Raw genomic sequence first — 26,395 nt, 5'->3', positions numbered from 1 at the left:
TATGCTGAAGCTTTGGAAGGTAAACGCCAAGGCCGGCGACGCGACGGTCAAGTACCCGTTTGCGCCGTTCCCCACCAACAAGGACATGCGCGGCAAGCCCGAGCACAATGCCGAGCTCTGCATCGCCTGCGGTGCCTGCGGCGTGGCGTGCCCGGCCGATGCCATTCGCATGGACACCGACCTTGCGGCCGATACCATTACCTGGTCGATCGACTACGGCCGCTGCATCTTCTGCGGCCGCTGCGAGGAGGCCTGCCCCATGGAGGCCATCAAGCTCACCGAGGAGTTTGAGCTGGCCGTCATGAGCAAGGACGACCTCACCAGCAAGAGCGTCTACACGCTCGAGCACTGCTCGCGTTGCGGCAAGCCGTTTGCCCCGCATAAGGAGATCGACTACGCCAAGCGCCTGCTGCAAAAGACCGGCGGCATGGAGGCCATCCAGGCCGCCCGTACCGTCGGTATGTGCCAGGAGTGCAAGCGCGAGCTCGACGCCCTGCGCGCCGCATCGGCCGTAAAGACCGGCAACGCGCACGGCATGGCTGCCAACGAGACGCTTGCGTCCGGTGAGCCCCAGGGCCCCGGCATGGAGTATCTGGGCGGCCACGGCGTGAACCCGGAGTATATCGACCGCGAGCTCAACCCCGATGCGCCCGAGATTCCCGCCGGTCCGGCGCCGGTCGAGGGCATCATCATGGATTTTGAAACGAAGGAGGAGTAACCATGGCCGAACCCACGCTTTTGCCCGAGCGGCTCCAGTACCGCCCGACCAAGATCGAGCTCGACGAGAGCATCGAGAAGGCCAAGGCGACCCTTCTTAAGAAGATCAAGCGCTCGGTGTACGTCTACCGCGTTGACTGCGGCGGCTGCAACGGCTGCGAGATCGAGATCTTCGGTTCCATCACGCCCGTCTTCGACGTCGAGCGCTTTGGCATCAAGGTCGTGCCTTCGCCCCGTCACGCCGATGTGCTGCTGTACACCGGTGCCGTGACGCGTGCCATGCGCATGCCGGCCCTGCGCGCCTTTGAGGCTGCACCCGATCCCAAGATCGTGGTGTCCTATGGCGCGTGCGGCTGCACCGGCGGCATCTTCTACGACAACTACTGCGTCTGGGGCGGCACGGATAAGATTCTTCCGGTCGATGTCTACATTCCCGGCTGCCCGCCCAGCCCCGCGCAGACCATCTACGGCTTTGCCATGGCGCTCGGTCTGCTGGACCAAAAGCTCCATGCCGAGACCACGGTGGAGGCCGCCGGCGAGCAGGCCGATATCCTGCACCCCGGCGTGCCGTACAAGCTGCGCGTTGCCATCGAGCGCGAGGCTCGCGCCATGAGCGGCTACCGTTACGGCCGCGACCTGGCCAACGAGTTTATGGACACGCTCGAGGGTGCGCCCAAGGGCGATATCCGCGGTGCCATGGCGCTGCTCATCGACAAGCAGGACGATCCTCGCCGCGTTGAGGTCTACTCGGCGCTGCAGGATCTGGTGCTGGCCGGAGGTCGCTAGATGGAGCTCACGGACCGCTCTGGTTACTTTGCGGGCCCCGGCATGCTCGGCGGCTCCTTTGGCGATGCCTCGCGCGCAAGCGACGAGGCCGCCGAGGGCGTCGTCGACCCCTGCCTGGGCCATGCGCCCGACCAGGTGGTCTTCTATGAGCTCACGCGTAAGTTTGTGGAGACCGAGGAAGACGTTCCCCAGGAGGCCTGCGACGTGCTGTACTACACGCTCGCCGTGGGCCACCACACCGGTGTGCTCGACTGCTTTGAGCCGCGCCTGTCGGTGCCGGTGGATGTGTTCTATTCGCTCGTCGACGCGCTGCCGGAGGGGGAGGCCAAGACCAAGTTCGAGGCCATCCGCTCCTTTGGCGAGTGCCAGCTCGACAAGGCGGCGGTGCCGTCGCTGCTCGAGGCCTGCGATGCGCTGCTCGACGAGCGCGGTTTTCGCGGGTCGGCCAAGGCCGGCATTTCGGTGTTCGACGACGACTTTGGCCTGCATGCCCAGCAGGTCGCGTTCTTAATGAAGTTCCGCGATTTGGTGGAGCGCGTGCGCGATGTGTCGGGCGTGTATCTGACGGGAAGGTTGCAGTAATGGGTCACGTTGTGGATGGACGTGTGAACGGCGCCCCGTTTGCGGGTATCGTGCTCACGGCGGGAAGCGTGCTGCGCGCCGACGATGCCGCCGGCCCCGTGCTCTCCAAAAAGATGGAGGACGCGCCGCTTGCCGGCTGGTACACCATCGATGGCGGTCAGACGCCCGAGGATGACATCATCGAGGTCAAGCGTGAGCGTCCGCCGCGTTTGGTTTTGGTCGATGCCGCCGACATGGCGCTGCCCGTCGGGTCCATCCGCTTGCTCGACAAGCGCGATGTGGCCCGCAAGTCGATGTTCACCACGCATTCGCTCCCTTTGTCGATTCTGATCGAAGAGATTGAGCAATCGTGCGATGATATCGTCTTTGTTGGGATTCAGCCGGGCGACACGGAGTTCTACAACCCCATGTCCCCGGAAGTCTTTGACGCCGTCGACGCCGTGTACGACGCCGTGGCCGCCAATGACTTTTCCCACTTTGTCCGCTTGGGGCAAGAGCAATAGGAGCGCCTGTCCCTGCTGATTAGGAAAGAAGTGATTGACATGGCAGATTCCAAGGCAGAATATCCCGCTCCCGATTGCCTGGCGCCCGCCGCGATCGAGGCCAAGACCGAGGCCGCCGGCGTGACCAAGGCCAACCTGCCGGTCGCAAAGGCCTTTCTGTTGGCAATGTTCGCCGGTGCGTTCATTGCCTTCGGCGGTCTGTTCTTTACCGTGTTCTTGAGCGATAGCACGCTGGGCTGGGGCGCTCAGCGTGTCGTGGGCGGCCTGTGCTTTTGCCTGGGCCTGGTGCTGGTGCTGGTGTGCGGCGCCGAGCTGTTTACCGGCAACTCGCTTATGGTCTGCGCGCTCAAGAGCAAAAAGATCACCTTGGCCCAGATGCTCAAGGCCTGGGTCGTCGTGTGGCTTGGTAACTTTGCCGGTGCCCTGTTCATCGTCTTTTTGGTGTACATGGCCGGCATTTACAAGCTCAACGGCGAGGCGGTCGCCAATTCCATGGTGAGCGTCGCCGCTGGCAAGGTGACGGTCGACTGGGTGACGATCTTCTTCCGCGGCATCCTGTGCAACATCTTTGTGTGCCTGGCCGTGTGGATTGGTACCGCCGGCAAGACCGTGGTCGATAAGGTTGTGGGCATTCTGCTGCCCATTGCCGCCTTTGTGGCCTGCGGTTTTGAGCACTGCGTTGCCAACATGTACTTTTTGCCCATGGGTGCCGTGATGCACGCGTGCGGCTATGGTGCCGACGTCGCCGGCGCCGATGCACTCAACGCCGCGGGCATTGCGTTTAACCTGTCCGCCGCCACGCTGGGCAACATCGTGGGCGGCGCGGTCCTGATCGCGCTCGGCTACTGGTTTATCTATGCCAAGAAGTCCGAGGCGTAAGGTACCGTCTGTTTGACGTTGGGCCTCCCGCGGGGCGTTGCCGTGCGGGAGGCTTTTTGGGTCTGGGGCCCGTTGCCGGGCTGTTGGTCTGTTGTGTTTGGCTTGTGAAAGGGGTAATCGAGATGGCATCTGCTGTGAAGCGTGACGGTCGCGCCGTGGTGACCACATGCGGGGGATGCTATGCCGATTGCGCCTTTGCGGCCCATGTTGAGGATGGGCGTGTGGTGGCCGAGTTGCCGGTGCCGGGGCATCCGTGCGCGGCGCGTGCCCTGTGCGCCCGCGGACGGCATCGCCTGGCAATGCCGTTTGACGAGCGTGACCGCATTGTGCACCCCATGCGACGCCGCCGAGATGGCTCGGGGTTTGATGCGATTACCTGGGACGAGGCGTTCGCGCAGATTGCCGAGCGTCTTTTGGGGATTGTTGACGAGTGCGGGCCTCGTGCACTGGGCATGACGCTCGGCGTGCCCTCGTTCGACCGCTACTGGGCGTATCGCTTTATGCATGCGCTGGGCTCGCCCAACGTGTACGGTGCCGACGGTGCCTGCGAGGTAAGCCGACTTACCGGTTGGGAGCACAGCCTGGGTTATAGTCCCGCCTCCGACCTGTCGCATACCGACTGCATCATGTACCTGGGGCGTTCCATTGTCGATTCGTCGACGATGGGGGCCGTTGACGCGCTCAACGATGCGCGCCGGCGCGGGGCGAAGATCATCGTGGTTGACCCCCGGCGCAGCGGCTCGGCCGCGCTTGCCGATCGCTGGCTCCGCGTACGCCCGGGCTGCGACTTGGCGCTGCTGTTGGGTATTGTCCACGTCTTGATTGCCGAGGGCCTGTACGATCACGAGTTCGTGGACCGCTACACCACAGGCTTTGACGAGCTGGCACAGGCGGCCAGTGCTTGGACGCCCGAGTGGGCCGAGTCGATGTGCGACGTGCCAGCCGCAGAGATTGTCGCCACGGCGCGCGATCTCGCTGGCGCCGCGCCTGCCGCCGTGGTGGATGCGGGCTTTCATGGCGGCATCGGAATCGCGTATGCCAATAGCACCCAGACCGCGCGCGCTATTTGCTTGGTCGACGTGCTGCTGGGCTGCATCGGACACGCGGGCGGTGCCCTCAACCCGCCCACGCCGCTTGTGTTGGGCGACCTCGATCCCGCACGCTTTGCGACGCCGCCGGTGCCGCGTGAGCCCAAGTTGGGGTCCGAGCGCTATCCACTGGTCGATCCGGTGCGCGGCCTGTGTACGACCATCGGTCAGTCGATTCTTGCCGGGGACCTGCACGGGCTGATCGTTTACGCCAGCAATCCCGGCGCGGGCTATGGCAACGCCGGGGCGTGGCTATCGATTCTGGAACAGCTTGATCTGCTCGTGACCGTTGGTATTCGCTGGTCCGAGACAGCGCGCGTTTCTGACTTCGTGCTGCCCGACGTGACGTATCTGGAGGCCGACCGTGGCGTGGGAACGGTGATAGGCACCAACGATGCGCGCGTGTTCTACCGTAATGCCGTGCTGCCCGTGCAGCATGACGACACGCGTCCCGGTCGGGAGATCTTTGCCGGGTTGGCTGCTGCCTGCGGCGTGGGCGAGTACTTCCAGTTTACGTCTGACGATCTGGCGGCTGCCCAGGTGGCGCCTTTTGGGATCAATCTGGACGAGCTCAAGGAACGCGGCTGGGCCGACACGGGTGTTGCGTTGCCGTCGCGTACGGGCGAGCCGGCGATTCCCTTGAACGGTGGCAGGATCGCGCTAGCAAGCGACGTGTGGGGCCGAACCGGCCTGGGCCGCGTTCCCGGTTGGATCGCGCCCATGGTGGAGCCCGGCCCGGGGATGTTTCGCCTCATTAGCGGCAACCGTCCCTTTGAGTCGCATACCTCGCGAAGGCTCGCGGCCCAAGGTGCCGCCGAGGCTGGATCGGACCTGGATGCCGTGCAGATGAATGCCGATGCTGCTGCGCACATGGGCATCGCCGACGGCGAGATCGTCGAGCTCGTGAGCGATATGGGCCGCGACCGCGTGCGCGTGGAGCCGACGCCGTATCTGCATCCGGCGTGTATCTTTACGTCGGCCGCCCCCGGCGGGCGTTCGTTTGGCGCCGATGCCGGTGGCGCTCAAGCCTTGGGCGTGGGCCCGCTCGACCATACGCCGCTGCGCTGGGACCCGTTGACGGGTGCCGCGCTCACCCAGGAAAACGCCGTTCGTGTGGAAAAGATCGCGGCGCGCGAGGATAATAACGAGTAATTGACTCAGCTGATGTATTCGACTGATCCACGTTTCTTTTGAAAGGCCGCACATGAGCGATAGCCAGAACATGTCCGATGAGGTACGCGCCCGCCTGCGCGCCATTCCTTCCGTCAACGAGCTGCTTGCCGAGTGGCCGGTTGTGAAGGCGGCGGGGGAGACCTGCGACGCGGTGGTCCATGCTGCTGTGACTGCTGAGCTCGACGAGGAGCGCGCCGCGATTCGCGCCGGTGCCGCGCCGCGTTCCAAGCGCGAGCTGGCCTCGGCCATCGAGTGGCGTGCGCATCGCTCCGCGCTGCCGAGCCTGCGTCCCGCCGTCAACGCCACGGGTGTGGTTATCCATACCAACTTGGGTCGCGCCCCGCTCGCGGAATCGGCTGCCAAGGCCGTGGCCGAGGTCGCGCGCGGCTACAGCACGCTCGAGTACAGCGTGGACACCTGCTCGCGCGGGTCGCGTAAGGAACATGCCGCGCAGCTCATTCGCTCGCTTACCGGAGCCGAGGACGCGCTGGTCGTTAACAATAACGCCGCCGCCGTGCTGCTAGTGCTGGCGACTCATGCTGCGGGCAAAGAGGTTATCGTCAGCCGCGGCGAGCTTGTCGAGATTGGCGGCAGCTTTCGCATCCCCGATGTCATGGCGGCTTCGGGCGCCAAGCTCGTCGAGGTCGGCGCCACCAACCGCACACACCTGACAGATTATGAGCAAGCCATTACGCCCGATACGGCCATGATCCTCAAGGTCCATCCTTCCAACTATCGCATCGAGGGCTTTCACGAGGAAGTGGGCTCTCGGGAGCTTGCCGCCCTGGCCCACAAGCATGGTCTGCTGTTCTACGAGGACCAGGGTTCGGGCGCGCTGTTGCCCGACGACATCTTGGTGCGCGGCGGCGAAGAAACCACGCCGGCTTCGGTTTCGGCAGGGCTCGATATCGTGTCGTGCTCGGGTGATAAGCTGCTGGGCGCCGCGCAAGCGGGCATTATCATGGGCCGTCGCGATCTGGTCCAGGCCTGCGGGTCGCATCCGCTTATGCGTGCCCTGCGCCCGGGCAAGCTCGCACTCGCGGCGCTCGAGGCTACACTGCGCATTTACATGGATGGGGCGGATGTGGCCCATCGTGAGGTGCCGGTGCTCAACATGCTCACGCTTCCGCAGGCTCATCTGGAGCGTCGCGCACGCAAGCTGCGCGAGCTGATGGTGGCGGGCTTCGATAAGGCTGGCTGCCCGTGTGCCGTGCAGGTGGAAATCGTCGAGGAGTCGTCGACTCCCGGCGGCGGCTCGCTGCCTACCGTCGAGTTGCCCACCATGTGCGTTGCCGTGCGTCTTGTCGATGAGCGTCTTTCCGTTGACGCACTCAAGCGCTCGCTCGTCCAAGATTTCGACACTCCGGTCGTCACACGAACCTCGCACGATCGCATTTTGTTTGACGTCCGTACGCTCGTGGGCGACCGCGATATCGAGACAGCGGCATCGACGCTCGTTGCGTGCGTTAAGAAGGCGATTGCTCGATGAGTGAGGTTCAGGCGCTGGTGGAGTGTCCCGTTATCGTTGGCACGGCGGGTCACGTCGACCACGGTAAGTCGGCACTGATCGAGGCGCTGACCGGCAAGAATCCCGATCGCCTGGAGGTCGAGCGTCGCCGGGGCATGACGGTGGAGCTGGGCTTTGGCGAACTGGCACTGCCGAGCGGCAAGATCGTTGGCCTTGTCGACGTGCCGGGCCACGCGCATTACCTGCGCGCTATGGTACAGGGTGCGACAGGCATCGACGTTGCCGTGCTGGTGGTCTCTGCCGTCGAGGGCGTAATGCCGCAGACGCGCGAGCACGTGCACGTGCTGGAGCTGCTGGGCGTCACGCATATGGTGGTGGCGCTGACGATGTGTGACCTGGCCGATGCCGAGATGACCGAGCTTGCCGAGCTCGATGTCGATGACTTTTTGTCGGGTACCGTGTTTGCGGGCGCGCCGATGGTCCCCGTGTCGTCCAAGACCGGCGAGGGGATTGGCGCGCTGCTGGCCGCGCTTGACGATCAGGTTGGTACCTGCTGGGATTCCTGCCGCGACCGTGCCGAGCGTACCGATGCCGCGCCGCGCTTGCCGATTGACCGCTGCTTTACGATCAAGGGCACCGGCACCGTCGTGACGGGAACGCTGCACGATGCGCCGGTTGCGGTGGGCGATGTGCTCGTTGCGCTGCCGTCGCGCACGGCCTGCCGCGTACGTGGGATCCAAGTGCATGGCGACACGCAGCAGGCGCTGCCCGGTCAGCGTGTGGCGCTCAACCTGGTTGGCGATGGCGTCGCTGCGCTCGATCGTGGTGAGATGCTCGGCGTGGAGGGTCGCTTTGGCCAGACGCTGCGCTTTATGATGGCGTTTACGTATTTGGGTCGCGAGGGAGCCAAGCCGCGTGTGCTCGAGTCGGGTGCGCGCGTGCATGTGATGGCGGGTACGGCCGAAGTCGTCGGCCGCATCATGTTCATGGAGGGCGAGGCGCTCATGGCGGTGGGCGAGACGCGAGTGGTGCAGGTACGCTTGGAGGAACCACTTCCGCTGCGTGCCGGCGACCATGCCGTGGTGCTGTCGTATTCGCCCGTTATGCTTATTGGCGGCGGACGTGTGCTGCTTTCGCGCTGCCGTCGCTCGCGCGAGCTTTCGGCGGGGGAGCGCGCACTGCTTGCGGCACTTGAGGCCGGCAATGCCGTTGCTGGTGTTGAGGCGTGGTTGGCGCTGCAGACGTTGCCGGTCGTGGCTGCCGACGTTGCCGCGGCGCTGGATCTTGTTTCCGGTGGGGCCGATGCCGCGCTGAAAGAGTTGGTGGCGCGAGGTGCTGTATACGAGCTTGCCGGCTCGGGCGATGCGCTGTATGTGAATGCCGCCGTGCTCGACGCTGCGATGGATTCACTGGCGGCGACCCTGTCAGCCATGCACGCGGCGGCTCCCAAGGAAACGGGCTTTACGCCTGGCGCCGTTGCCCATGCTGCGTGGCCTGCCGCTGATGAAGGCGTTGCCGCGGCCCTGATTGCCGAGGGCTGCTCCCGTGGCGTGTGCGCCGCCGAGGGCGCCGAGGTATTCGATCTGCATTCGGCCGCCGCGGCGGCACGCGTGGTGCGAGAGGCTTGCGAGCGCATCGTCGCGCTGCTTGACGAGGCTGGCCTGGATGCACCGGCGCTTCCCGAGGTGGGCGAACAGCTGCAGCTCGGTCGCGACACCATGACGCGTGCCCTGCGCGAGCTTTCGCTCAACCGCTCGATCGTTAAGGTCGAGCGCGACGTTGCCCTGTCCGCTGCCGCCGAGTCCCATGCGCGTGAGCTTGTCGCCGCCGCCATAGAGGCAGCCGGCGGCGCTGCCACCACGAGCGTGATGCGCGAGGCCCTGGGTGTGTCGCGCAAACGCGCCATCAGCATCTTGGAACACCTGGATGCCGTGCGCTTTACGGCGCTCGACAAGGAAGCCGGTGGCCTGCGCTCCCTGCGCTAGCCCACCCTTATCAGTTGCGGTGAAATAGTTCCTGTTTTCGGCATCTAACGCCAAACCAGGAACTATTCCACCGCAACTTCTTGCTCGTCTTTTTGGGATGGAGCCGTTTCGGTTTGGTAAAATACCGGCGCACTTGGGAACGGATGGGCTCCGGTGGGCTCCGCGGTCCTCAAAACCGTTGCGAGGCGTGCAAAACGTCTTGGATGTGTTCGATTCACATACGTTCCCGCCATACGCTACCAGCGCTTTTGTGCTCGCGGTCTTGCTGCGTGCCGCAAGGGCGCTGTTTTGTTTTTGCATGGGTTTGCCGTGCCGCCCGCTTTATCGGCGACGGTATTTGGCTTCGTGCACCGGGTTTCGAGCATGCCGATGGAGGTGTTTTGCCGTATGACTACCGTAAGACGGGCCGATCTTTCTTGCGTCGTCCAAGCGGGCGGGCTGTCCTCACGCATGGGCCGCGATAAGGCGCGCATGGCGTTTTGCGGCGAACCGCTCATCGAGCGCGTGCTGGGTCGGCTAGCGACAGTTGCCGGCGAGTTGGTCGTGACGACTTCGCGTCCCAGCGAGCTTGCCTATCTTGAAGAGCACGCGTTTGGCGGTCTGGTGCCGCGTGTGGTGGCGGACCTTGAAGGACCGGCGGGTGCCATGCGCGGCATCGCGAGCTCGTTGGCCGCGGCGCGATTGCCGTTCGTGGCGATCGTCGCCTGCGATATGCCGTTTGTCTCGCCGGAACTCATCGGCGCGCTCGCCGATCGTGTTGAGGCCGAGGCGCTCGATGTGTGCGTGCCGCGCGAGGAGCGGGGGATTGAGCCGCTTTGCGCCGTCTGGCGCCGTGACGCGTGTGCGCCGGTTGCCCAAGAGCTGCTCTCCTGCGACCGACAGCGCATTCGCTGTCTGATCAATCGCGTTCAGGCCGGTTATATGGATGAGCCGCAGATCGTTAAGGCCGCGGGCTCGACGCTCTGCTTCGAGAACGTCAATACGCCCGAGGAGTTTGCGGCGGCCGAGTTACTCGCCTAGACGATTGGAGTTGCCATGTCTCACGATATTTGTCCCGACACGGGAGAACCTTGCACTTGCGACGGGTCCGAACCCTGTACCTGCGGTTGCGGTGGCTGTGGACATACTGCGGAAGAGGAAGCGGCCGCCGCGGCGTATCGCGATGCACGCCGCGAAGGCCCGTCCGGTGATGCTCTCGACCATGAACGCAAGATCATCGTTTCGTTCGATAGCACCTTCGATGTGATGGAATGCGAACAGCTGTGCCTTGCCGCCGGTGTGCCCGGGCGCATCATGCCGCTGCCCGGCTCCATTACCGCAGGTTGCGGCCTGTGCTGGGCCATGCCGTTCTCGGGCGATGCCCTTGCCGCCTTCCGCGCCGCCACCGAGGGCCGCGTAACCCCCGCCGACTACCATCAGCTCGTCCTCTAACCGCCACACTACCACAAAGGTGCCTGTCCACAATGTGGTGGTTCGGAACATGTGGGCGAAACAGGTTTGAAACACGGGTTTTGCACGTCAGGCACTCAAAAACGCTTCTACCTGCATCGTAATCAAAACGAAACATCTGCTCGTCGGCTTATGCGAAACTTTCCCGCAACAGTGCGATATTATCCATACACGATAAAGCTCGCGGCGCATAGGGTGCCGCGACCAACATTTTCGTTTCCCATCATTGGAGGAAGCATGAGCTACACGCAGAAAGTTCTCGAAGAGCTCAAGGCCCGCTATCCCGAGCAGCCTGAGTTCATCCAGGCCGCGACCGAGATTCTCGGCACCATTCAGCCGGCGCTCGACGCCCACCCCGAGTACGAGGAGGCCGCCCTGCTGGAGCGCCTCGTCGAGCCCGAGCGCATCGTCATGTTCCGTGTTCCCTGGGTCGACGATCAGGGCAAGGTTCAGGTCAACCGCGGCTATCGCGTCGAGTTCAACTCTGCCATTGGACCCTACAAGGGCGGCCTGCGCTTTAACCCGACGGTCACCCTGGGCATGCTCAAGTTCCTGGGCCTGGAGCAGATCCTCAAGAACAGCCTGACCACCCTTCCCATGGGCGGCGGCAAGGGCGGCTCCGACTTTGACCCCAAGGGCAAGTCCAACAACGAGATCATGCACTTCTGCCAGTCCTTCATGACCGAGCTCTATCGCCACATTGGCCCCAACACCGACGTTCCCGCCGGCGACCTGGGTGTTGGCGGCCGCGAGGTTGCCTACCTGTTCGGTCAGTACAAGCGCCTGACTAACGAGTGGACCGGTGTCCTTACCGGCAAGGGCCTCTCCTTTGGCGGCTCGCTCGCCCGTACCGAGGCCACCGGCTACGGCCTGGCCTACTTTGTGGACGAGTACCTCAAGAGCCGCGGCGACTCCTTCGAGGGCAAGAACGTCGTCGTTCACGGCTCCGGTAACGTCGCCATCTACGCCGTCCAGAAGGTTTCCCAGCTCGGCGGCAAGGTGCTCGCCTGCTCCGACACCCACGGCTGGGTCGAGGATCCCGACGGCATCGACTACACCGTGCTCGAGCACATCTACAACAAGAAGCGCTCCGGCCACGACAAGGGCGTTACGCTCGCCATGTACGTCGACGAGAAGCCCAATGCCACGTGGCACGAGGGTGACGGCCGCGGCGTGTGGCAGCTGCCCTGCGACATCGCGCTGCCCTGCGCTCGCGAGAACACGCTGCTGCTCGAGGATGCCCAGGCGCTCGTCGCCAACGGCTGCAAGGTGGTCGGCGAGGGCGCGAACATGCCCACGACCATCGAGGCCACGACCTACTTCCAGGAGAACGGCGTTGCCTTTATGCCTGGTAAGGCTGCCAACGCCGGTGGCGTGCTCGTGTCCGGCCTGGAGATGAGCCAGAACGCCGAGCACCTGTCCTGGACCTTCGAGGAGGTCGACGGCAAGCTCGAGCAGCTCATGCGCGGCATGTTCCACAATGTGGACGACACCGCCAAGGAGTATGGCCAGGAGGGCAACTTTGTCATGGGCGCCAACATCGCCGGCTTCCTGAAGGTTGCCGACGCCATGCTCGCCCAGGGCGTCTGCTAAATCTTCGCTCGACATAGCATGTGATGAGGCTCCCAGCTATCTGGCTGGGAGCCTTTTCTATCCCGGAGGACTCCTCATAACTTGCGGTGATATACGGACTGTTTTGCGTTCCAGAACGGCTAATCAGTCCGTATATCACCGCAAGTTATGTATGGGTGGGTGGATTTTGTCCTAAAACGGTGTGCGGCCCCTCGTTTGGTACACTTAAAGGTACTGGACAAGTGAAGAGATGGGGGAGAACGTGCTCAAGTTCGGTACCTACGTCCGTGTTGGAAACGCGGCCGAAGCCTATGAGCTCTTGCAGAAGAACCGCAACAACAAGATTGTGGGCGGTGGCATTTGGATGCGCTTGGGTTCGCGTCGCGTCGCGACGGCGATTGACCTTTCGGCCTGCGGACTCGATCAGATCGAGGAGACCGAGACCGAGTTTCGCATCGGTGCCATGTGTACCCTGCGCCAGCTCGAGCGTCATGCCGGGCTCAACGCGCTTGTCAACAATGTCTTTGAGTTCGCCGTCCACGATATCGTAGGCGTGCAGCTGCGCAATACCGCCACGGTGGGCGGCAGCATCTACGGCCGCTTTGGTTTTTCGGACGTGCTCTCGGCCTTTTTGGCGCTCGATTCCTATGTTGAGCTGACGGGCGCCGGCCGCGTGCCGCTCGCGGAGTTCGTGGACATGGGCTACGTACGTGACGTGATCGAGCGCGTCGTGGTCGTCAAGCACGATTACCGTGCGAGCTACGAGGCCGTGCGCAAGGCCGCGACCGACTTCCCCTCCTTAAACGTCACCGCCGCCTGGTGGGACAACAGCTGGCATGTCACCGTGGGCGCCCGCCCGCTGCGCGCGACCCTGCTGCAGGGCGAGGCTTGTGGCCTGGTGAACGAGCAGCCTTCCGAGGACGAGCTTCGCGCCCTTGCCGCATCCGTGCGTTCCCTGAGCTACGGCACCAACCTTTGGGGCTCGGCCGACTACCGCCGCCGCATCTCGGCCCCGCTTGCCGTCCAGGCTGTGCGTCGCGCCGCCGGCATCGAGCTCTCGGCTGCGCTTGCCCGCGAGCTCGAGTCCGTGCAAGTGCCTAAGTTTGCCACGGACGAGTATTCCTGCCGCCGCGTGCCCGGCGTCGATTCTAGCGAGGTGCGCTAATGGCTGCCAAACTCATCGATCTTTCCTTTACGCTCAACGGCCGCAAGGTCAAGGTTCAGATTGCCCCCGACACCATGCTCTTTTCGCTTTTGCGCGAGCAGGGCTGCGCGTCGGTGCGCTGCGCCTGCGAGACCACCAACTGCGGTCTGTGTACGGTGTGGCTCGACGGCGACCCGGTGCTGAGCTGCTCGGTTCCCGCCGCCCGTGTTGAGGGCCACACCATCACCACGCTCGAGGGCCTCAAGGCCGAGTCCGAGGCGCTCGCCCGCGCAATGGCTGCCGAAGGCGCCGAGCAGTGCGGTTTTTGCGCCCCCGGCCTTATCATGAACGTGCTGGCGCTTGCCCGCGCCGCCAAGGAGGACCCGAGCCTCGTCGCCACGCGCGAGGAGCTCTCGCGCCAGCTTGCCGGCAACCTCTGCCGTTGCAGCGGCTACGAGAGCCAGCTGCGCGCCATCGTGCGCTTCCTCAACGAGTCCGGCGTGCAGGTGGGCTTTGAGATGCCCGAGCTGCCGGTCAACGACACCAGCTGCGACGGTGTCTCCTACAAGCAGATCACTCACAAGCAGCCCAAGAAGGACTCGAAGGCCCTGCTCGAGGGACGTCCCGTCTACACGGGCGACCTGGTGCCCGCCGGCGCCCTGATCGTCAAGCTCAAACGCAGCCCCTATGCCCGCGCCAAGATCCGCTCCATCGATACATCGCGCGCCCTGAAGGTGCCCGGCGTGGTGGGCGTCTACACCTACGAGGACGTGCCCCAGCGCCGCTTTACCATCGCCGGTCAGAGCTATCCGCAGCCGAGTCCCTACGACCGCCTGATTCTCGAGAACCTGGTTCGCTACCAAAACGAGGAGGTGGCGATCGTCGCCGCCGAGACCGAGGAGGCCGCCGACAAGGCACTCAAGCTCATCAAGGTCGACTATGAGGTGCTCGAGCCCCTGCTCGACTTTACCCAGGCGCTCGATAACGACATCGTGGTCCACCCCGAGGGCGACGTGACCTTTATGTTCCCGCAGGGCGGCGACGTTGCTCGCAACCTGGTGTGCAGCGGTACCAGTGATTTTGGCGACCTTGACGAGGCATTCGCCCAGAGCGACATCGTCTTTGAGCGTACCTACACCAGCCAGGCCACGCAGACCGCGCCCATGGAGACCTTCCGCGCTTTCGCGACGACCGACGCGTTCGGGCGCATCTCGGTGACCACCTCTACACAGGTGCCCTTCCACGTTCGCCGCATGGTCGCGCAGTCGCTCGACATTCCGCAGTCGCAGGTGCAGGTCATCAAGCCGCGTATCGGTGGCGGCTTTGGCTCCAAGCAGACGGGCTGCTGCGAGATCTTCGTGGCGTTCGTGACGCAGCAGACCGGCCGCCCGAGCTACTGCTGCTACACCCGCGAGGAGACCATCACCGCGGGCAACTCGCGCCACCAGATGCAGATGACCGTTAAGCTGGGCGCCATGAACGACGGCACCATCACGGCCATCGACCTGCATACGCTGTCCAACGCCGGCGCGTACGGCGAGCACGCCACCACGACGATCGGCCTTTCGGGCCACAAGAGCCTGCCCATCTACAACCATGTGAAGGCAAGCCGCTTTAGCTGGGACGCCGTCTACACCAATACCAACCGTGGCGGCGCGTATCGTGGCTACGGTGCCACCCAGGGCCAGTTTGCCGTGGAGAGCGCCGTCAACGAGCTCGCCGACATGCTGCACATGGACCCCGCCGACCTGCGCCTTAAGAACATCGTGCGCGAGGGCGAGGTCATGCCGCAGTACTACAACGAGAAGCTCAACGCCTGCGCGCTCGACCGCTGCCTGCTGCGCGCGATGGACATGATCGGCTGGCGCGACAAGCCGCTGGCCGTGGACCTGGGCGACCGCGTGCGTGCTCTGGGCTGTGCGCTCACCATGCAGGGCTCTGGTATCTCCAACGTGGATATCGCCGGCATCGACATGCGCCTGGAAGAGGACGGCTTCATTACCATCGGCACCGGCGCCACCGATAACGGCATGGGCGTCGACACGATCCTGGCGCAGATTGCCGCCGAGGAGCTGGGCGTGGAGAGCTCGCTCATTGTGGTGCGCGGCGTGGACACCGACGTGTCGCCGTTCGACGCCGGCTCGTACGCGAGCTCCGGTACCTACGTGACGGGCCTTGCCGCCAAGAACGCCGCGACCGAGCTGCGCGAGAAGATTTGCGCCAAGGCTGCCCAGATGTGGGACCTGGACGCCGCCGACGTGGTCTTCGATGGTCAGTACGTGCGCCTGTCCGACGAGCGCGCCGCGCGTGAGCAGAACCGCTACCTCACGCTGCGCGACTTTGCCAACCTGTGCGTCAAGAACATCGCGGGCGGCGATGCGCTCACCTCGCATGCCTCTGCCTGCCTGCCCGTTTCGCCTCCGCCGTTTATGGCCGGCATTGCCGAGGTCGAGGTCGACAAGGCCACCGGCAAGGTGACTGTGGTGGATTACGCTGCGGCTGTGGACTGCGGCACCGTGATCAACGAGGCGCTCGCGCGCGTCCAGGCCGAGGGCGGCATTGCCCAGGGCATCGGCCACGCGCTCTACGAGATCGTCGAGCACGATGATCGCGGCCGCCTGCGTACCGGCAACTTTATGAGCTACAAGCTGCCCACGCGCCTGGATATCGGAAGCATTCGCGTGGCCTTTGAGCCGAGCTACGAGCCGACGGGCCCGTTTGGCGCCAAGTCAATCGGCGAGGTCGTCATCAACACGCCGCTCGCCGCCGTGGCCTCGGCCGTGGCGCACGCCACCGGCCACCAGGTTCGCTCGCTGCCCATCACGCCCGAGAAGGCCCTGCTGGGGGAGTAGGCGAGGAGGCGCTGTACCCGCTCATTGCCTAGCCCGGGGAAACTGCAGCCCACTTTTCAACTGAATTGTGGGCTGCAGTTTCCGTTTGAGGGCCTTGGCGGAAAGTGCATCCCGGAATAGGGGCTCAAAACGGGTTGCAGTTTCCGGTTGATGGCTATAGCGGAAATTGCATCCCATTCCGAGGCCCCAAACCGGGACACGCTTTCCGGCGCATGGCCAGCATCGCCTGACTGCCGAGTCCCACCGAAGTTGCGGTGGAATAGGGACTGTTTTGGAGGACTGGAGCCCCAAACAGTCCCTATTCCACCGCAACTTATGAGATGGGGTGGCGTGCTCTATTGGCTTGCTCTCGTGGTGAGGTCGTGAGCCTGTAAAAGGTGTGCGTGCGCTTGCCGTTCGTATCTGCTATCATTCCTAGTCTGTGCGCTCATGCGGGCGTGGCGGAATTGGTAGACGCGCCAGATTTAGGTTCTGGTGGGATTCCCGTGAAGGTTCGAGTCCTTTCGCCCGCACCAACGCATCTGCGTCGGCCCTGGCCGTCGCGACACTTTGTTGCATAAAGGTACCAGCACCTCAGATAAGCTGGGCAGTATGAGGAGGAACGTGTTGAACATCACCGCTTCTGACGTCAAGGACGCCAAGCTCACCGCTACGGTCACCATCCCGGCCGCCGAGGTCGACGCCGCGATCAAGAAGGCCTACAAGGACACCGCCAAGAAGTACCGCTTCCCGGGCTTCCGCGCCGGTAAGGCCCCCCGTCCGGTCATCGACTCCGCTCTTGGCGCCGAGGCTACCCTCGCTCAGGCCACCAACGACCTGATCGCCGCCAACGAGCCCGCCGTCCTCAACGAGCTGGACATCGTCCCCACCAAGAGCGGTGACTACAAGGAGCTCGACCTCGCCAAGGATCACGAGGACTACACCTACACCGTCGAGTTCTCCCTGCGTCCCGCCGCTGAGCTCTCCTCCTTCGACGCCGTCGAGATCGAGATGCCCCCTGCGGAGGTCACCGAGTCCGAGATCAACAACCAGGTCGAGATGCTCCTCAACTACCGTGCCACCTTCGAGGACGTCGAGGGTCGCGCCGTCGAGGCCGAGGACTACGTCACCGTCGACCTCAAGGCCGTCGAGAACGCCGACAACTTTGCCGCCGAGGGCCGTATGCTCATCGCCGGTAGCGACAGCAACCCCAAGGAGTTCAATGAGGCCCTGATCGGCGCTAACGTTGACGACGTCAAGACCGTCACCTGGACCGACGAGGTCGAGGAGGGCGAGGAGGCCGAGACCCACACCGTCGAGGTCACCGTCAAGGGCATCAAGGTCCGCAACACCCCCGAGCTCACCGACGAGCTCGTCAAGTCCGACTTTGGCTTCGACAGCATCGACGCTATGCGCGACGCCATCAAGATCGAGATCGAGCAGGACAAGGCTTCTCGCCTTCCGGCCGAGAAGGAGAACCGTTGCGTCTCCGCTCTCGCCGAGCGCCTGCAGCTCGACGAGATGGACGCCGACTACGAGCAGTCCGTCTTTGAGGAGCTTGGCCAGAACTTCCTGTCCAACCTCGCTGCCCGCGGCATGACGCTCGACACCTGGCTGCCCGCTTCCGGTCTGACCATGGAGCAGTTCATCGGCGACCTGCACAAGCAGGCCAACGACGTTGCCCGTGAGTCCCTGGCTCTGGACGCCCTCGCCCGCGAGCTCAAGATCGAGGTCACCGAGGACGACATCAACGCCGAGTTCGAGAAGGCCGGAGTCAAGGACGTCGAGGCTTCCAAGGCCGAGTTCATCGCCGATGGCCGCATGCCTGCCGTCCGCGAGTCCATCCGCCGCTCCAAGGCCGTCGACCACCTGGTCGAGAACGCCAAGGTGACCGAGGTCGACGAGACCGCTAAGGACGCCGAGTAATTCTCGCCACCTTGTCCACGAGCGCATGGGTGCGCCCGTGATGGGGTAAAGTTATACACCGGTTATCCGGTTGCTTCGTACGGTGCCAGCCAATGCATAGCATGCGGGCACCGTACGTTTATCTAGAACCATTATTGGTCCGTAAGAGAAATGGAGATGCGTATGATCGCTAAGTTCGATTCCGCCCTCGTGCCATACGTTATCGAGCAGACGCCGCGCGGCGAGCGCAGCTACGATATCTATTCGCGCCTGCTCAACGACCGCATCATCTTCTTGGGCGAGGAGATCAACTCCGTCAGCGCCAACCTGGTCGTTGCCCAGCTGCTGCATCTTGAGAGCCAGGATGCCGAGAAGGATATCTCGCTCTACATCAATTCGCCCGGCGGCGAGGTTTACTCCGGCCTGGCGATTCTGGACACCATGAACTTCATCAAGCCGCAGGTCTCCACCATCTGCGTCGGTATGGCCGCGTCCATGGCCGCTGTGCTGCTTTCTGCCGGCGCCAAGGGCAAGCGCTTCTGCCTGCCGCATTCCAAGGTCATGATTCACCAGCCCAGCGGCGGTGCGCAGGGCCAGCAGACCGAGATCATGATCGTGGCCGAGGAGATCAAGAAGACCCGTCGCGAGCTCAACCAGATTCTGTCCGACGCATCGGGCCAGCCCATCGAGAAGGTCCAAGCCGATACCGAGCGCGACAACTACCTCACGGCTGCCGAGGCCCTCGACTACGGCCTGATCGACCGCATTGTCACCTCGCGCGATCTCGCCGCGAAGGACGCCTAGGATGGCCGGTAACATGCAGGACGGCTTCGACGAGAACGGCAACCCCATCCGCTGCTCCTTCTGCGGAAAAGAGCAGGGCCAGGTCCGTCGCCTCGTAAAGGGCCCGACCAACATCTTTATCTGTGACGAGTGCGTCGCCGCCTGTTCCGAGATTCTGGAGGAGTCGCTGGCTTCGGACTTTATGGACGCTGCCCGCAACGGCAAGCTGCCGGGCTTCCTCAACGACCATGGTCAGGCTGCATCCCAGCCCGCCGTGGACCCCGAGACCGAGGGCTTTGAGCTCGAGGACGACCGCCAGGTCATCACGCACGTGCCGACGCCGCACGAGATCTATGACGAGCTTTCGGCCTATGTTATGGGCCAGGAGGACGCCAAGCGCGCCATGTCGGTTGCCGTGTACAACCACTATCGCCGCGTGATTGAGGGCGGCGCCGCCGTGTCTGCCTTTGACGACGGCTTGGACTCGCAGTTCGACGACGATATGGACGAGGTGGAGCTCGCCAAGTCCAACATCTTGCTGCTCGGTCCCACCGGTACCGGTAAGACTCTGCTCGCCCAGACGCTTGCGCGCATCCTCGAGGTGCCGTTTGCCATCGCCGATGCCACCGCGCTTACTGAGGCAGGTTACGTTGGCGAGGACGTGGAGAACATCCTGCTCAAGCTCATTAATGCTGCCGATGGCGATATCGAGCGCGCGCAGGTGGGCATCATCTACGTGGACGAGATTGACAAGATCGCCCGCAAGGCCGAGAACCTCTCCATCACCCGCGATGTTTCGGGCGAGGGCGTTCAGCAGGCGCTGCTTAAGATTCTTGAGGGCACGGTGGCCAGCGTTCCGCCCACCGGCGGCCGCAAGCATCCCCAGCAGGAGCTGCTGCAGATCGACACGACCAACATCCTGTTCATCTGCGGTGGTGCCTTCGTGGGTCTGGACAAGATCATCGCCGATCGCGTGGGAAACAAGGGCGTTGGCTTTAACTCAGAGATCGCCGGCCCCACCTCGGTCGACGAGAACGACCTGCTGCGTCAGGTGCTCCCGCAGGACCTCAACGCCTTTGGCATGATCCCCGAGTTTGTGGGACGTACGCCCGTCGTCACCCAGACGCAGGCGCTCGACGAGGACGACCTGGTGTCGATTTTGACCGAGCCCAAGAACGCCGTGGTGCGCCAGTATCGTAAGATGTTCCAGCTCGAGGACGTTGAGCTTGTGTTTGAAGACGCTGCCCTGCACGAGATCGCCCGCATGGCGCTTGCCCGCAAGACCGGCGCCCGCGGCCTGCGCTCCATCTGCGAGGACGTGCTGCAGCAGACGATGTTCGACCTCCCCAGCGAGGAAGGCGTTTCCAAGGTCATTGTGACCGAAGCCTCCGTAAAGGGCGAAGAACAGCCCCAACGCATCTACGGTTAAATAGCTTGAATCCAGGCCCCGCGGCAACCACCGCGGGGCCTGCCATTTAGGGACAGGTTTATTTTGGTCGGTTTTATATGGGCAACTGTCGTTTCCCCTGATAAAACCTACCAAAATAAACCTGTCCCTTTTCGGCAGGTATGCCTGTGCTATTCTGTGAGATTGTCAAGTTAGTACCTTCAGACTGAAGTAATCAATACCTAAGGCGTGTCCGCCTGCTTGGTTTTCGTAGATTCCGCACGAGCCGAAGAGCACTAAATGTGCTCTTCGTGCGAGCCAGGACCTGACCGAGCGAAAACCAAGCAGGCGGACACGCCGACGGGCAAGGGAGAGATATATGGAAGAGATGCCCAAGAACTACGATCCGTCGACCAACGAGCCGGCGATCCTGCAGAAGTGGCTCGACGGCGGCTACTACAAGCGCCGTGAGGGCGTGGGCGACTGCACCGTCACCATTCCGCCTCCCAACGTGACCGGCAAGCTCCACATGGGTCACGCCACCGACGACTCCATCCAGGACGCCATCATCCGTATGGCCCGCATGCGCGGCAAGTCCACGCGTTGGGTGCTGGGTACCGACCACGCCGGTATCGCCACGCAGACTAAGGTCGACAAGAAGCTCAAGAGTGAGGGCATCAGCCGCCTGGAGATCGGTCGCGACAAGTTTGTCGACGCCTGCTGGGATTGGACCCACGAGTACGGCGGCATCATCGTCGAGCAGATCAAGCGCATGGGTTGCTCCGTCGACTTCGACAACGAGCGCTTCACCATGGACGAGGATTACGCACAGGCCGTGCGCAAGGTCTTCTGCGATTGGTACCACGACGGCCTGATCTACCGTGGCAAGCGTATCGTTAACTGGTGCCCCAACTGCACCACCGCCATCTCGGACGACGAGGCCGAATATAAGGACGAGAAGGGCCACCTGTGGCACCTGCGCTACCCGCTGACCGAGCCGGTCAACGGCCAGGATTACATCGTCGTTGCCACCACGCGCCCCGAGACCATGCTCGGCGACACGGGCGTTGCCGTCTCCCCGAAGGACCCCGAGAAGGCCGCCTTTGTGGGTAAGACCGTCAAGCTCCCTATCGTCGACCGAGAGATCCCCATTTTTGAGGATTGGCACGTCGACGCCAACTTTGGTTCCGGCTTCGTTAAGGTCACCCCGGCCCACGACCCCAACGATTACGCCATGGGTCAGGCTCACGACCTGCCGCAGATCAACATTTTCGATGAGCACGCGGTGGTCGTTGAGGGCTATGGCGAGTTCACCGGCATGACCCGCGAGGAGTGCCGCGAGGCCGTCATCAAGTGGTTCGAGGAGCACGACCTGCTCGATCACGTCGAGGACCTCGACCACTCCGTTATGCACTGCTACCGTTGCGACGCCGCCCTGGAGCCGTGGCTGTCCGAGCAGTGGTTTGTGGCCGTCGACAAGCTCAAGGGGCCGGCGCTCGACGCCGTCAACTCCGGCAAGGTCACCTTCCACCCTGCGCGCTGGACGCAGACCTACACCACCTGGATGGAGAACCTCAAGGATTGGTGCATCTCGCGCCAGCTGTGGTGGGGCCACCGCATCCCCGTGTTCTACTGCGAGGACTGCGGCTGGGAGGACGCCCTCACCGAGGACACCGACGTGTGCCCCAAGTGCGGCGGCCATCACGTGCATCAGGACGAGAACGTGCTGGACACCTGGTTCAGCTCGCAGCTGTGGACCTTTGCCACGCAGGGCTGGCCGCAAAAGCCGGAGCTGCTCGAGGGTCATCACCCCACGACGGCACTCGTCACCGCGCGCGACATCATCGCGCTGTGGGTCGCCCGCATGGTCATGAGCTCGCTGTACTTCCTGGACGAGGTTCCATTTAAGGACGTCGTCATCTACCCGACGATCCTGGCCAAGGACGGCAGCCGCATGTCCAAGTCCAAGGGCAACGGCGTTGACCCCATGGATCTCATTGGCATGTACGGTGCCGACGCCATGCGTTTCAACCTGCTGACGCTGTGCACCAACAACCAGGACGTCAAGTTCGACGCGAACATCGACAAGAAGACCAAGAAGCTCATCGACAGCCCGCGTACCGATCAGGCCAAGAGCTTTGTGACCAAGATCTGGAACGCCAGCCGCTTCCTGCTCATGAACATGGAGGGCTACACGCCCGGCGAGCCTGTCGTGGAGACGCCGGCCGACGCCTGGATGTTCAGCCGCCTGGCCAAGGCCGTCAAGATGGTCACCGAGGGTATCGAGAGCTACACCTTTGGCGACATGGCCCGCGGCGTGCAGCAGTTCTTCTGGAACGAGGTCTGCGACTGGTACGTCGAGGTCACCAAGTCCCGCCTGAAGGGTGAGGGTCGTCTGCAGGCGCAGCGCAACCTGATCTTTGTGCTCGACACCTCCATTCGCCTGATGCACCCGCTTATGCCGTTTGTCACCGAGGAGATCTGGGACAACATGCCGGCGAGTGTGCTCGATCTGGACGCCGAGGGCAACGTGAACCGCGCCGAGGCGCTCATGATTGCCAAGTGGCCCGAGCCCGCCGACTATGCCAAGTACGTCGACGAGCCCGCCGAGCGCGCGTTTGAGCTGTGCCGCACCGTCGTTTCCGCCGCCCGCGCCACGCGTTCGCGTTACCGCTTGAGCCCCAAGGCCGAGCTCGACGTGGTCGTGCGCGCCGGTGCCGAGGACATCGAGAAGCTCGAGAGCCTGCGCTCCACGATTGAGCCGCTGGCCAACACGGCTTCGCTGGTTATGGGTACCGACGTTGAGAAGCCGGCTGCGAGCATCGCCGTTGTTGACAGTGGCGTCGAGGTCTTTGTGGTGCTCGAGGGCAAGGTTGACCTTTCGGCCGAGAAGGCACGCCTGGAGAAGGAGATCGCCGCGGCCCAGAAGGAGCTCGCCGGCTGCGAGAAGACGCTCGCCAACGAGGGCTTTGTGGCTAAGGCCGCGCCCGCGGTGGTCCAGAAGAAGAGGGACCGTGCAGCTGAGCTCAAGGAAATCCTGGCGGCGCTGGCTGCTCAGGTTGCTGACTTCTCGTAAGCGGTACTGGGGGACGCGGTTTGGGGCATTGCTCGCTACTGCGGACAGTCCTGCTCGCACGAAGGCCACATTAAGTGGCCTTCGGCTCGTGCGGAACTTGTATCGAGTAAAGCCCCAAACCGCTCCCATGGCGGTTGCGTGGTTGTTTGCATCTGCCTGTTAGGACCGCTGGGTTGTGGCCTTGATTCCGCTGCAAGCGGTGTTTGGCTGATATTTTGAATGGGAGGGGCTCGTTGTTTAGTACGGGCCTCTTTTTATGTTGAGGGGACTTTGGTTTATGCCTAAGCGTTCTGGGTCGTATGTCGTTCCTTTCTCGTTTGAGTTGCTTTCGTTTGATGAGGCTGTTGGGCTGGCTGCTGATACGGGGCGTATTTCTGGGGATGCTGGTCCTCTGCTTGAGACGGTTGTCGATATGCTCGATGAGCTGGGGCGTCCGGACGAGTACTTTGATTGCATTCAGGTTGCCGGTACCAATGGTAAGACTTCGACCACGCGTTTTTCGGCTGCCATTCTTCGTGGCGAGGGGCTCAAGACCGCGCTGTATACGTCGCCGCAGCTGGTGCGCTATCCCGAGCGCATGGAAGTCGACGGGCGCGTCGTGAGCGACGAGGCCTTTGCCCGTGGCGTTTCTGCCGCTGTTGAGGCGGGACGTCGTGTGAATGCCCGTCGTGTGGCGGCGGGGGAGCACGCCTATACCATCACGCCGTTTGACCTGCTGACGGCTGCCGCACTTGTCGTGTTTGCCGAGGCCGCGGTGGATGTTGCCGTGCTCGAGGTCGGCATGGGCGGGCGTTGGGACGCCACAAGCGCGACCGATCCCGTCGCCGTTGCCATTACGGGCATTGGGCTCGATCACACACGTATTTTGGGCGATACGCTCGAGGCCATTGCGGGGGAGAAGGCTGCGGTCATTAAGCCCGGACGCCTGGTTGTGCTGGGCGAGGGCACGCACGAGGCGAGCGTTCAGCGCGTGATGGATGCCCGTTGTCGCGAGTGCGGCATCGTACCGCTCGTGGTGAGCCATGCTACGACCAAGGTGCCGGCGCATGTGGGCGACACGGTTGAGTTTAGCTGCACCACGCCGCGTGCGATCTATACGTCGAGCATGGTTAAGCCGGCCTACCAGCCGCAGAATGCTGTGTGTGCGATTATGCTTTGCGAGGGGTATTTGGGCCGCGAGCTCGATCACGATGCGTTGGATGCATCGCTTATGGGTTGCCCCACACCGGGTCGTTTTGATGTGCTGGGGACCGATCCGCTCAAGCTGATCGATGCCTGCCATAACCCCCAGAGCTGCGAGAACTTTGTAAGCGCGCTGGACGAGATCGATCCGTGCGTGGAGAATCGCCCCACGCTGCTGTGCGCTGCACTGGCCGACAAGGACGTGGCGGGCATCGTTGACGTGCTGATCCCGGCCTTTCCGCGCGTGGTCGTGACCCAGACCGATTCCGACCGCGCCCTGCCGGCAGAGGAACTCGCCGCACTTGTGGACGCCGACAAGCTGGCGGGCGTATACCCCAGCGTGTCCGAGGCCCTCGCCGCCTTCGATGCCGCGGGTGAACCTTTCGTAGCGGCCGGCACCATCACCCTAGCCGGCGAAGTAGCCGGCCTGCTGCGCTAACCCATCCCCTCATCAGTTGCGGTGATATACGGACTGTTTTACAAGCCAGAGGCCTCAAACAGTCCGTATATCACCGCAACTCAAAAGCAGCCAATTTGGGACGGGGCTTTTTTAGCTGCCCTGTACCCCGAGTTGACTCGCTTGTCACGAAATGGGCCTATCTACTACGTTTGACAGGTTACCCTCGACCACACGGAAAATCGTGAAATCAAAACCGCAGGTAAAAGGCTTGCCAGTTTTCAAAAAAGACCCGCATGGTCGACCCATGCGGGTTAAACGTAGTAGATAGCCCGTTTTTGTGGCGCGACGTAATCGCAATGTGACAAAGGCGCTGTCCCTTTGTCACATTGGCTAGTCTAGGCGGAGCGGATCGTGGGGGTAGGCGTTGAGAATCTCGACGCCGGTCTCGGTAACCAGGGCCAGGTCCTCGATGCGGACGCCGGTGCGGCCGGGGAGGTATATGCCCGGCTCGATGGAGAACGTCATGCCCGGCTCTACGACCTGCTCGTTGACGAGTGAAACGTCGCCCGGCTCGTGGTCCTGCAGGCCGATCGAGTGACCCAGGCGATGCGTAAAGTACCGCCCATAGCCCGCGTCTTCAATCACATCGCGCGCGGCGCGGTCCAGGTCGCACATGCGCACACCCGGTGCGATGAGTGCCTCGGCGGCCTCGTTGGCGCGGCGCACGATGTCGTAGATGCGCGCCGTCTCCTCGTCCGGATCGCCCCAAAAGAACGTGCGCGTCATGTCCGAGCAGTAGTTGCGATGACGCCCGCCAATGTCGAACAGCACTACGGCGCCGCGCTTGAGCACGGTGTCGTCGGGCTCGTGGTGCGGGTCGCCGGCGTTAGCACCAAAGCTCACGATGGGCGGAAAGCTAAAGCCCTCGCAGCCGTGCTTGCGATACAGGCCGAGCATCTGGTCGGCAATCTCGCGCTCCGTCACGCCTTCGTGGACGAGCTTGATGGCGTCGGCCATCACGGCGTCGTTAGCGGCCGAGGACGCGCGCATGAGCTCCTGTTCGGCGTCATCCTTGTGGGTGCGCGCGGCGGTGACGGCAAAGTCGCCCAGGAAAAACTCGCTGGCTGCGTGGCGCTCCATGAGTGGCATCAAAAAGCCGGAACGCATGACGGCGTCGATGCCGAGCGGTTTGTTCGGATCGACCTCGCGAACGATGGCGTCGGCCACGACGTCAGTATCGGTGTGATAGGCCACGCGGGCATTGTCGTACTCGGGCAGCTGATGCAGCGCGTTGACCAAGATCACAGGTTCGCTATCGCGTGCGAGCAGCACGCCGCAAAAACGCTCGAACATATCGGCATAAAAACCGGTCAGATAGTAAATCGACCACGGGTCGTTTACGAGCAGCTGTGCGCCGGGGTGCTGAGCCTCGAGCGCATCAAGCACGTGCGCCACACGCTGGTCATCGACATGTGCCATGAAACA

At 63.2% G+C, this 26,395-nt stretch carries 19 protein-coding genes and 2 tRNA genes; 20 read left to right on the top strand and 1 reads right to left on the bottom strand.

Annotated elements, in window-relative coordinates:
- Window position 1 precedes the first annotated feature (1 nt).
- The 20 genes from ABHU32_RS04080 (at window position 2) to ABHU32_RS03985 (ending at window position 24,949) form a co-directional block, all read left to right on the top strand.
- On the top strand, window positions 2–718 hold the full coding sequence (locus tag ABHU32_RS04080) for a formate hydrogenlyase complex iron-sulfur subunit (RefSeq protein ID WP_195520786.1): 717 nt from the start codon (window positions 2–4) through the stop codon (window positions 716–718).
- Between the two features lie 2 nt (window positions 719–720).
- The gene (locus ABHU32_RS04075) at window positions 721–1,503 is read left to right on the top strand and encodes an NADH-quinone oxidoreductase subunit B family protein (protein WP_022095195.1); all 783 of its coding nucleotides are present in this window, start codon (window positions 721–723) and stop codon (window positions 1,501–1,503) included.
- Window positions 1,504–2,085 (top strand): formate hydrogenlyase maturation HycH family protein, encoded by a 582-nt coding sequence (locus tag ABHU32_RS04070; RefSeq protein WP_195363856.1) that lies wholly within the window; start codon window positions 1,504–1,506, stop codon window positions 2,083–2,085.
- Window positions 2,085–2,588, top strand: a complete 504-nt coding sequence (hycI, locus tag ABHU32_RS04065; protein WP_346979058.1) for a hydrogenase maturation peptidase HycI — start codon at window positions 2,085–2,087, stop codon at window positions 2,586–2,588. The genes ABHU32_RS04070 and hycI overlap by 1 nt, the downstream gene beginning before the upstream one ends.
- A 39-nt stretch (window positions 2,589–2,627) precedes the next feature.
- Complete coding sequence (locus ABHU32_RS04060; protein ID WP_346979056.1) at window positions 2,628–3,467, top strand: formate/nitrite transporter family protein; 840 nt, start codon at window positions 2,628–2,630, stop codon at window positions 3,465–3,467.
- Between the two features lie 122 nt (window positions 3,468–3,589).
- Entirely contained in the window at window positions 3,590–5,707 is a 2,118-nt protein-coding gene (locus ABHU32_RS04055) for a molybdopterin-containing oxidoreductase family protein (RefSeq protein WP_346979055.1), read from the top strand.
- Window positions 5,708–5,759: 52 nt separating this feature from the next.
- The gene (gene selA / locus ABHU32_RS04050) at window positions 5,760–7,217 is read left to right on the top strand and encodes an L-seryl-tRNA(Sec) selenium transferase (RefSeq protein WP_271748348.1); all 1,458 of its coding nucleotides are present in this window, start codon (window positions 5,760–5,762) and stop codon (window positions 7,215–7,217) included.
- Window positions 7,214–9,181, top strand: a complete 1,968-nt coding sequence (selB, locus tag ABHU32_RS04045; RefSeq protein ID WP_346979053.1) for a selenocysteine-specific translation elongation factor — start codon at window positions 7,214–7,216, stop codon at window positions 9,179–9,181. The genes selA and selB overlap by 4 nt, the downstream gene beginning before the upstream one ends.
- A gap of 135 nt (window positions 9,182–9,316) precedes the next feature.
- Window positions 9,317–9,413, top strand: a tRNA-Sec gene (locus tag ABHU32_RS04040).
- 155 nt (window positions 9,414–9,568) lie between these two features.
- A complete protein-coding gene (mobA, locus tag ABHU32_RS04035) occupies window positions 9,569–10,201 on the top strand; it encodes a molybdenum cofactor guanylyltransferase (protein WP_346979052.1) in 633 nt (210 codons plus the stop codon).
- Between the two features lie 15 nt (window positions 10,202–10,216).
- The gene (locus tag ABHU32_RS04030) at window positions 10,217–10,612 is read left to right on the top strand and encodes a putative Se/S carrier protein (protein WP_195363849.1); all 396 of its coding nucleotides are present in this window, start codon (window positions 10,217–10,219) and stop codon (window positions 10,610–10,612) included.
- A gap of 255 nt (window positions 10,613–10,867) precedes the next feature.
- A complete protein-coding gene (gene gdhA / locus ABHU32_RS04025) occupies window positions 10,868–12,223 on the top strand; it encodes an NADP-specific glutamate dehydrogenase (RefSeq protein ID WP_346979050.1) in 1,356 nt (451 codons plus the stop codon).
- Between the two features lie 229 nt (window positions 12,224–12,452).
- Window positions 12,453–13,367: an FAD binding domain-containing protein gene (locus tag ABHU32_RS04020; RefSeq protein ID WP_346979049.1), complete on the top strand. Its 915-nt coding sequence runs from the start codon at window positions 12,453–12,455 to the stop codon at window positions 13,365–13,367.
- Window positions 13,367–16,198: a molybdopterin-dependent oxidoreductase gene (locus ABHU32_RS04015; protein ID WP_346979048.1), complete on the top strand. Its 2,832-nt coding sequence runs from the start codon at window positions 13,367–13,369 to the stop codon at window positions 16,196–16,198. The genes ABHU32_RS04020 and ABHU32_RS04015 overlap by 1 nt, the downstream gene beginning before the upstream one ends.
- A gap of 431 nt (window positions 16,199–16,629) precedes the next feature.
- Window positions 16,630–16,713, top strand: a tRNA-Leu gene (locus tag ABHU32_RS04010).
- Between the two features lie 88 nt (window positions 16,714–16,801).
- Window positions 16,802–18,103: a trigger factor gene (gene tig / locus ABHU32_RS04005; protein ID WP_346979047.1), complete on the top strand. Its 1,302-nt coding sequence runs from the start codon at window positions 16,802–16,804 to the stop codon at window positions 18,101–18,103.
- A 162-nt stretch (window positions 18,104–18,265) separates the two neighbouring features.
- Window positions 18,266–18,886: an ATP-dependent Clp protease proteolytic subunit gene (locus ABHU32_RS04000; RefSeq protein WP_346979095.1), complete on the top strand. Its 621-nt coding sequence runs from the start codon at window positions 18,266–18,268 to the stop codon at window positions 18,884–18,886.
- Window position 18,887: 1 nt separating this feature from the next.
- Window positions 18,888–20,294 carry an ATP-dependent Clp protease ATP-binding subunit ClpX gene (gene clpX, locus ABHU32_RS03995; protein ID WP_346979045.1) on the top strand — a complete coding sequence of 469 codons (1,407 nt, stop codon included), beginning with the start codon at window positions 18,888–18,890 and terminating at the stop codon, window positions 20,292–20,294.
- 337 nt (window positions 20,295–20,631) lie between these two features.
- Window positions 20,632–23,328, top strand: a complete 2,697-nt coding sequence (locus ABHU32_RS03990) for a valine--tRNA ligase (protein WP_346979043.1) — start codon at window positions 20,632–20,634, stop codon at window positions 23,326–23,328.
- Window positions 23,329–23,605: 277 nt separating this feature from the next.
- Window positions 23,606–24,949, top strand: coding sequence for a bifunctional folylpolyglutamate synthase/dihydrofolate synthase (locus tag ABHU32_RS03985; protein ID WP_346979042.1), 1,344 nt, complete (start codon window positions 23,606–23,608; stop codon window positions 24,947–24,949).
- A gap of 351 nt (window positions 24,950–25,300) precedes the next feature.
- Here the strand turns inward: ABHU32_RS03985 and ABHU32_RS03980 are convergent, their stop codons facing one another.
- Entirely contained in the window at window positions 25,301–26,389 is a 1,089-nt protein-coding gene (locus tag ABHU32_RS03980; protein ID WP_346979041.1) for a M24 family metallopeptidase, read from the bottom strand.
- Window positions 26,390–26,395 lie beyond the last annotated feature (6 nt).

Source organism: Collinsella aerofaciens (assembly GCF_039758965.1).
In the GTDB taxonomy this organism is placed as follows: domain Bacteria; phylum Actinomycetota; class Coriobacteriia; order Coriobacteriales; family Coriobacteriaceae; genus Collinsella; species Collinsella aerofaciens_BR.
Note: the sequence above shows the minus strand (reverse complement) of the source record. Positions and strands in the feature narration are given on the sequence as shown.

Bases quoted from the DNA above. Each gene is read 5' to 3' on its own strand.
- ABHU32_RS04080 (WP_195520786.1), top strand. From the start codon at position 2: ATGCTGAAGCTTTGGAAGGTAAACGCCAAGGCCGGCGACGCGACGGTC.
- ABHU32_RS04075 (WP_022095195.1), top strand. From the start codon at position 721: ATGGCCGAACCCACGCTTTTGCCCGAGCGGCTCCAGTACCGCCCGACC.
- ABHU32_RS04070 (WP_195363856.1), top strand. From the start codon at position 1,504: ATGGAGCTCACGGACCGCTCTGGTTACTTTGCGGGCCCCGGCATGCTC.
- hycI (WP_346979058.1), top strand. From the start codon at position 2,085: ATGGGTCACGTTGTGGATGGACGTGTGAACGGCGCCCCGTTTGCGGGT.
- ABHU32_RS04060 (WP_346979056.1), top strand. From the start codon at position 2,628: ATGGCAGATTCCAAGGCAGAATATCCCGCTCCCGATTGCCTGGCGCCC.
- ABHU32_RS04055 (WP_346979055.1), top strand. From the start codon at position 3,590: ATGGCATCTGCTGTGAAGCGTGACGGTCGCGCCGTGGTGACCACATGC.
- selA (WP_271748348.1), top strand. From the start codon at position 5,760: ATGAGCGATAGCCAGAACATGTCCGATGAGGTACGCGCCCGCCTGCGC.
- selB (WP_346979053.1), top strand. From the start codon at position 7,214: ATGAGTGAGGTTCAGGCGCTGGTGGAGTGTCCCGTTATCGTTGGCACG.
- mobA (WP_346979052.1), top strand. From the start codon at position 9,569: ATGACTACCGTAAGACGGGCCGATCTTTCTTGCGTCGTCCAAGCGGGC.
- ABHU32_RS04030 (WP_195363849.1), top strand. From the start codon at position 10,217: ATGTCTCACGATATTTGTCCCGACACGGGAGAACCTTGCACTTGCGAC.
- gdhA (WP_346979050.1), top strand. From the start codon at position 10,868: ATGAGCTACACGCAGAAAGTTCTCGAAGAGCTCAAGGCCCGCTATCCC.
- ABHU32_RS04020 (WP_346979049.1), top strand. From the start codon at position 12,453: ATGGGGGAGAACGTGCTCAAGTTCGGTACCTACGTCCGTGTTGGAAAC.
- ABHU32_RS04015 (WP_346979048.1), top strand. From the start codon at position 13,367: ATGGCTGCCAAACTCATCGATCTTTCCTTTACGCTCAACGGCCGCAAG.
- ABHU32_RS04000 (WP_346979095.1), top strand. From the start codon at position 18,266: ATGATCGCTAAGTTCGATTCCGCCCTCGTGCCATACGTTATCGAGCAG.
- clpX (WP_346979045.1), top strand. From the start codon at position 18,888: ATGGCCGGTAACATGCAGGACGGCTTCGACGAGAACGGCAACCCCATC.
- ABHU32_RS03990 (WP_346979043.1), top strand. From the start codon at position 20,632: ATGGAAGAGATGCCCAAGAACTACGATCCGTCGACCAACGAGCCGGCG.
- ABHU32_RS03985 (WP_346979042.1), top strand. From the start codon at position 23,606: ATGCCTAAGCGTTCTGGGTCGTATGTCGTTCCTTTCTCGTTTGAGTTG.
- ABHU32_RS03980 (WP_346979041.1), bottom strand. From the start codon at position 26,389: ATGGCACATGTCGATGACCAGCGTGTGGCGCACGTGCTTGATGCGCTC.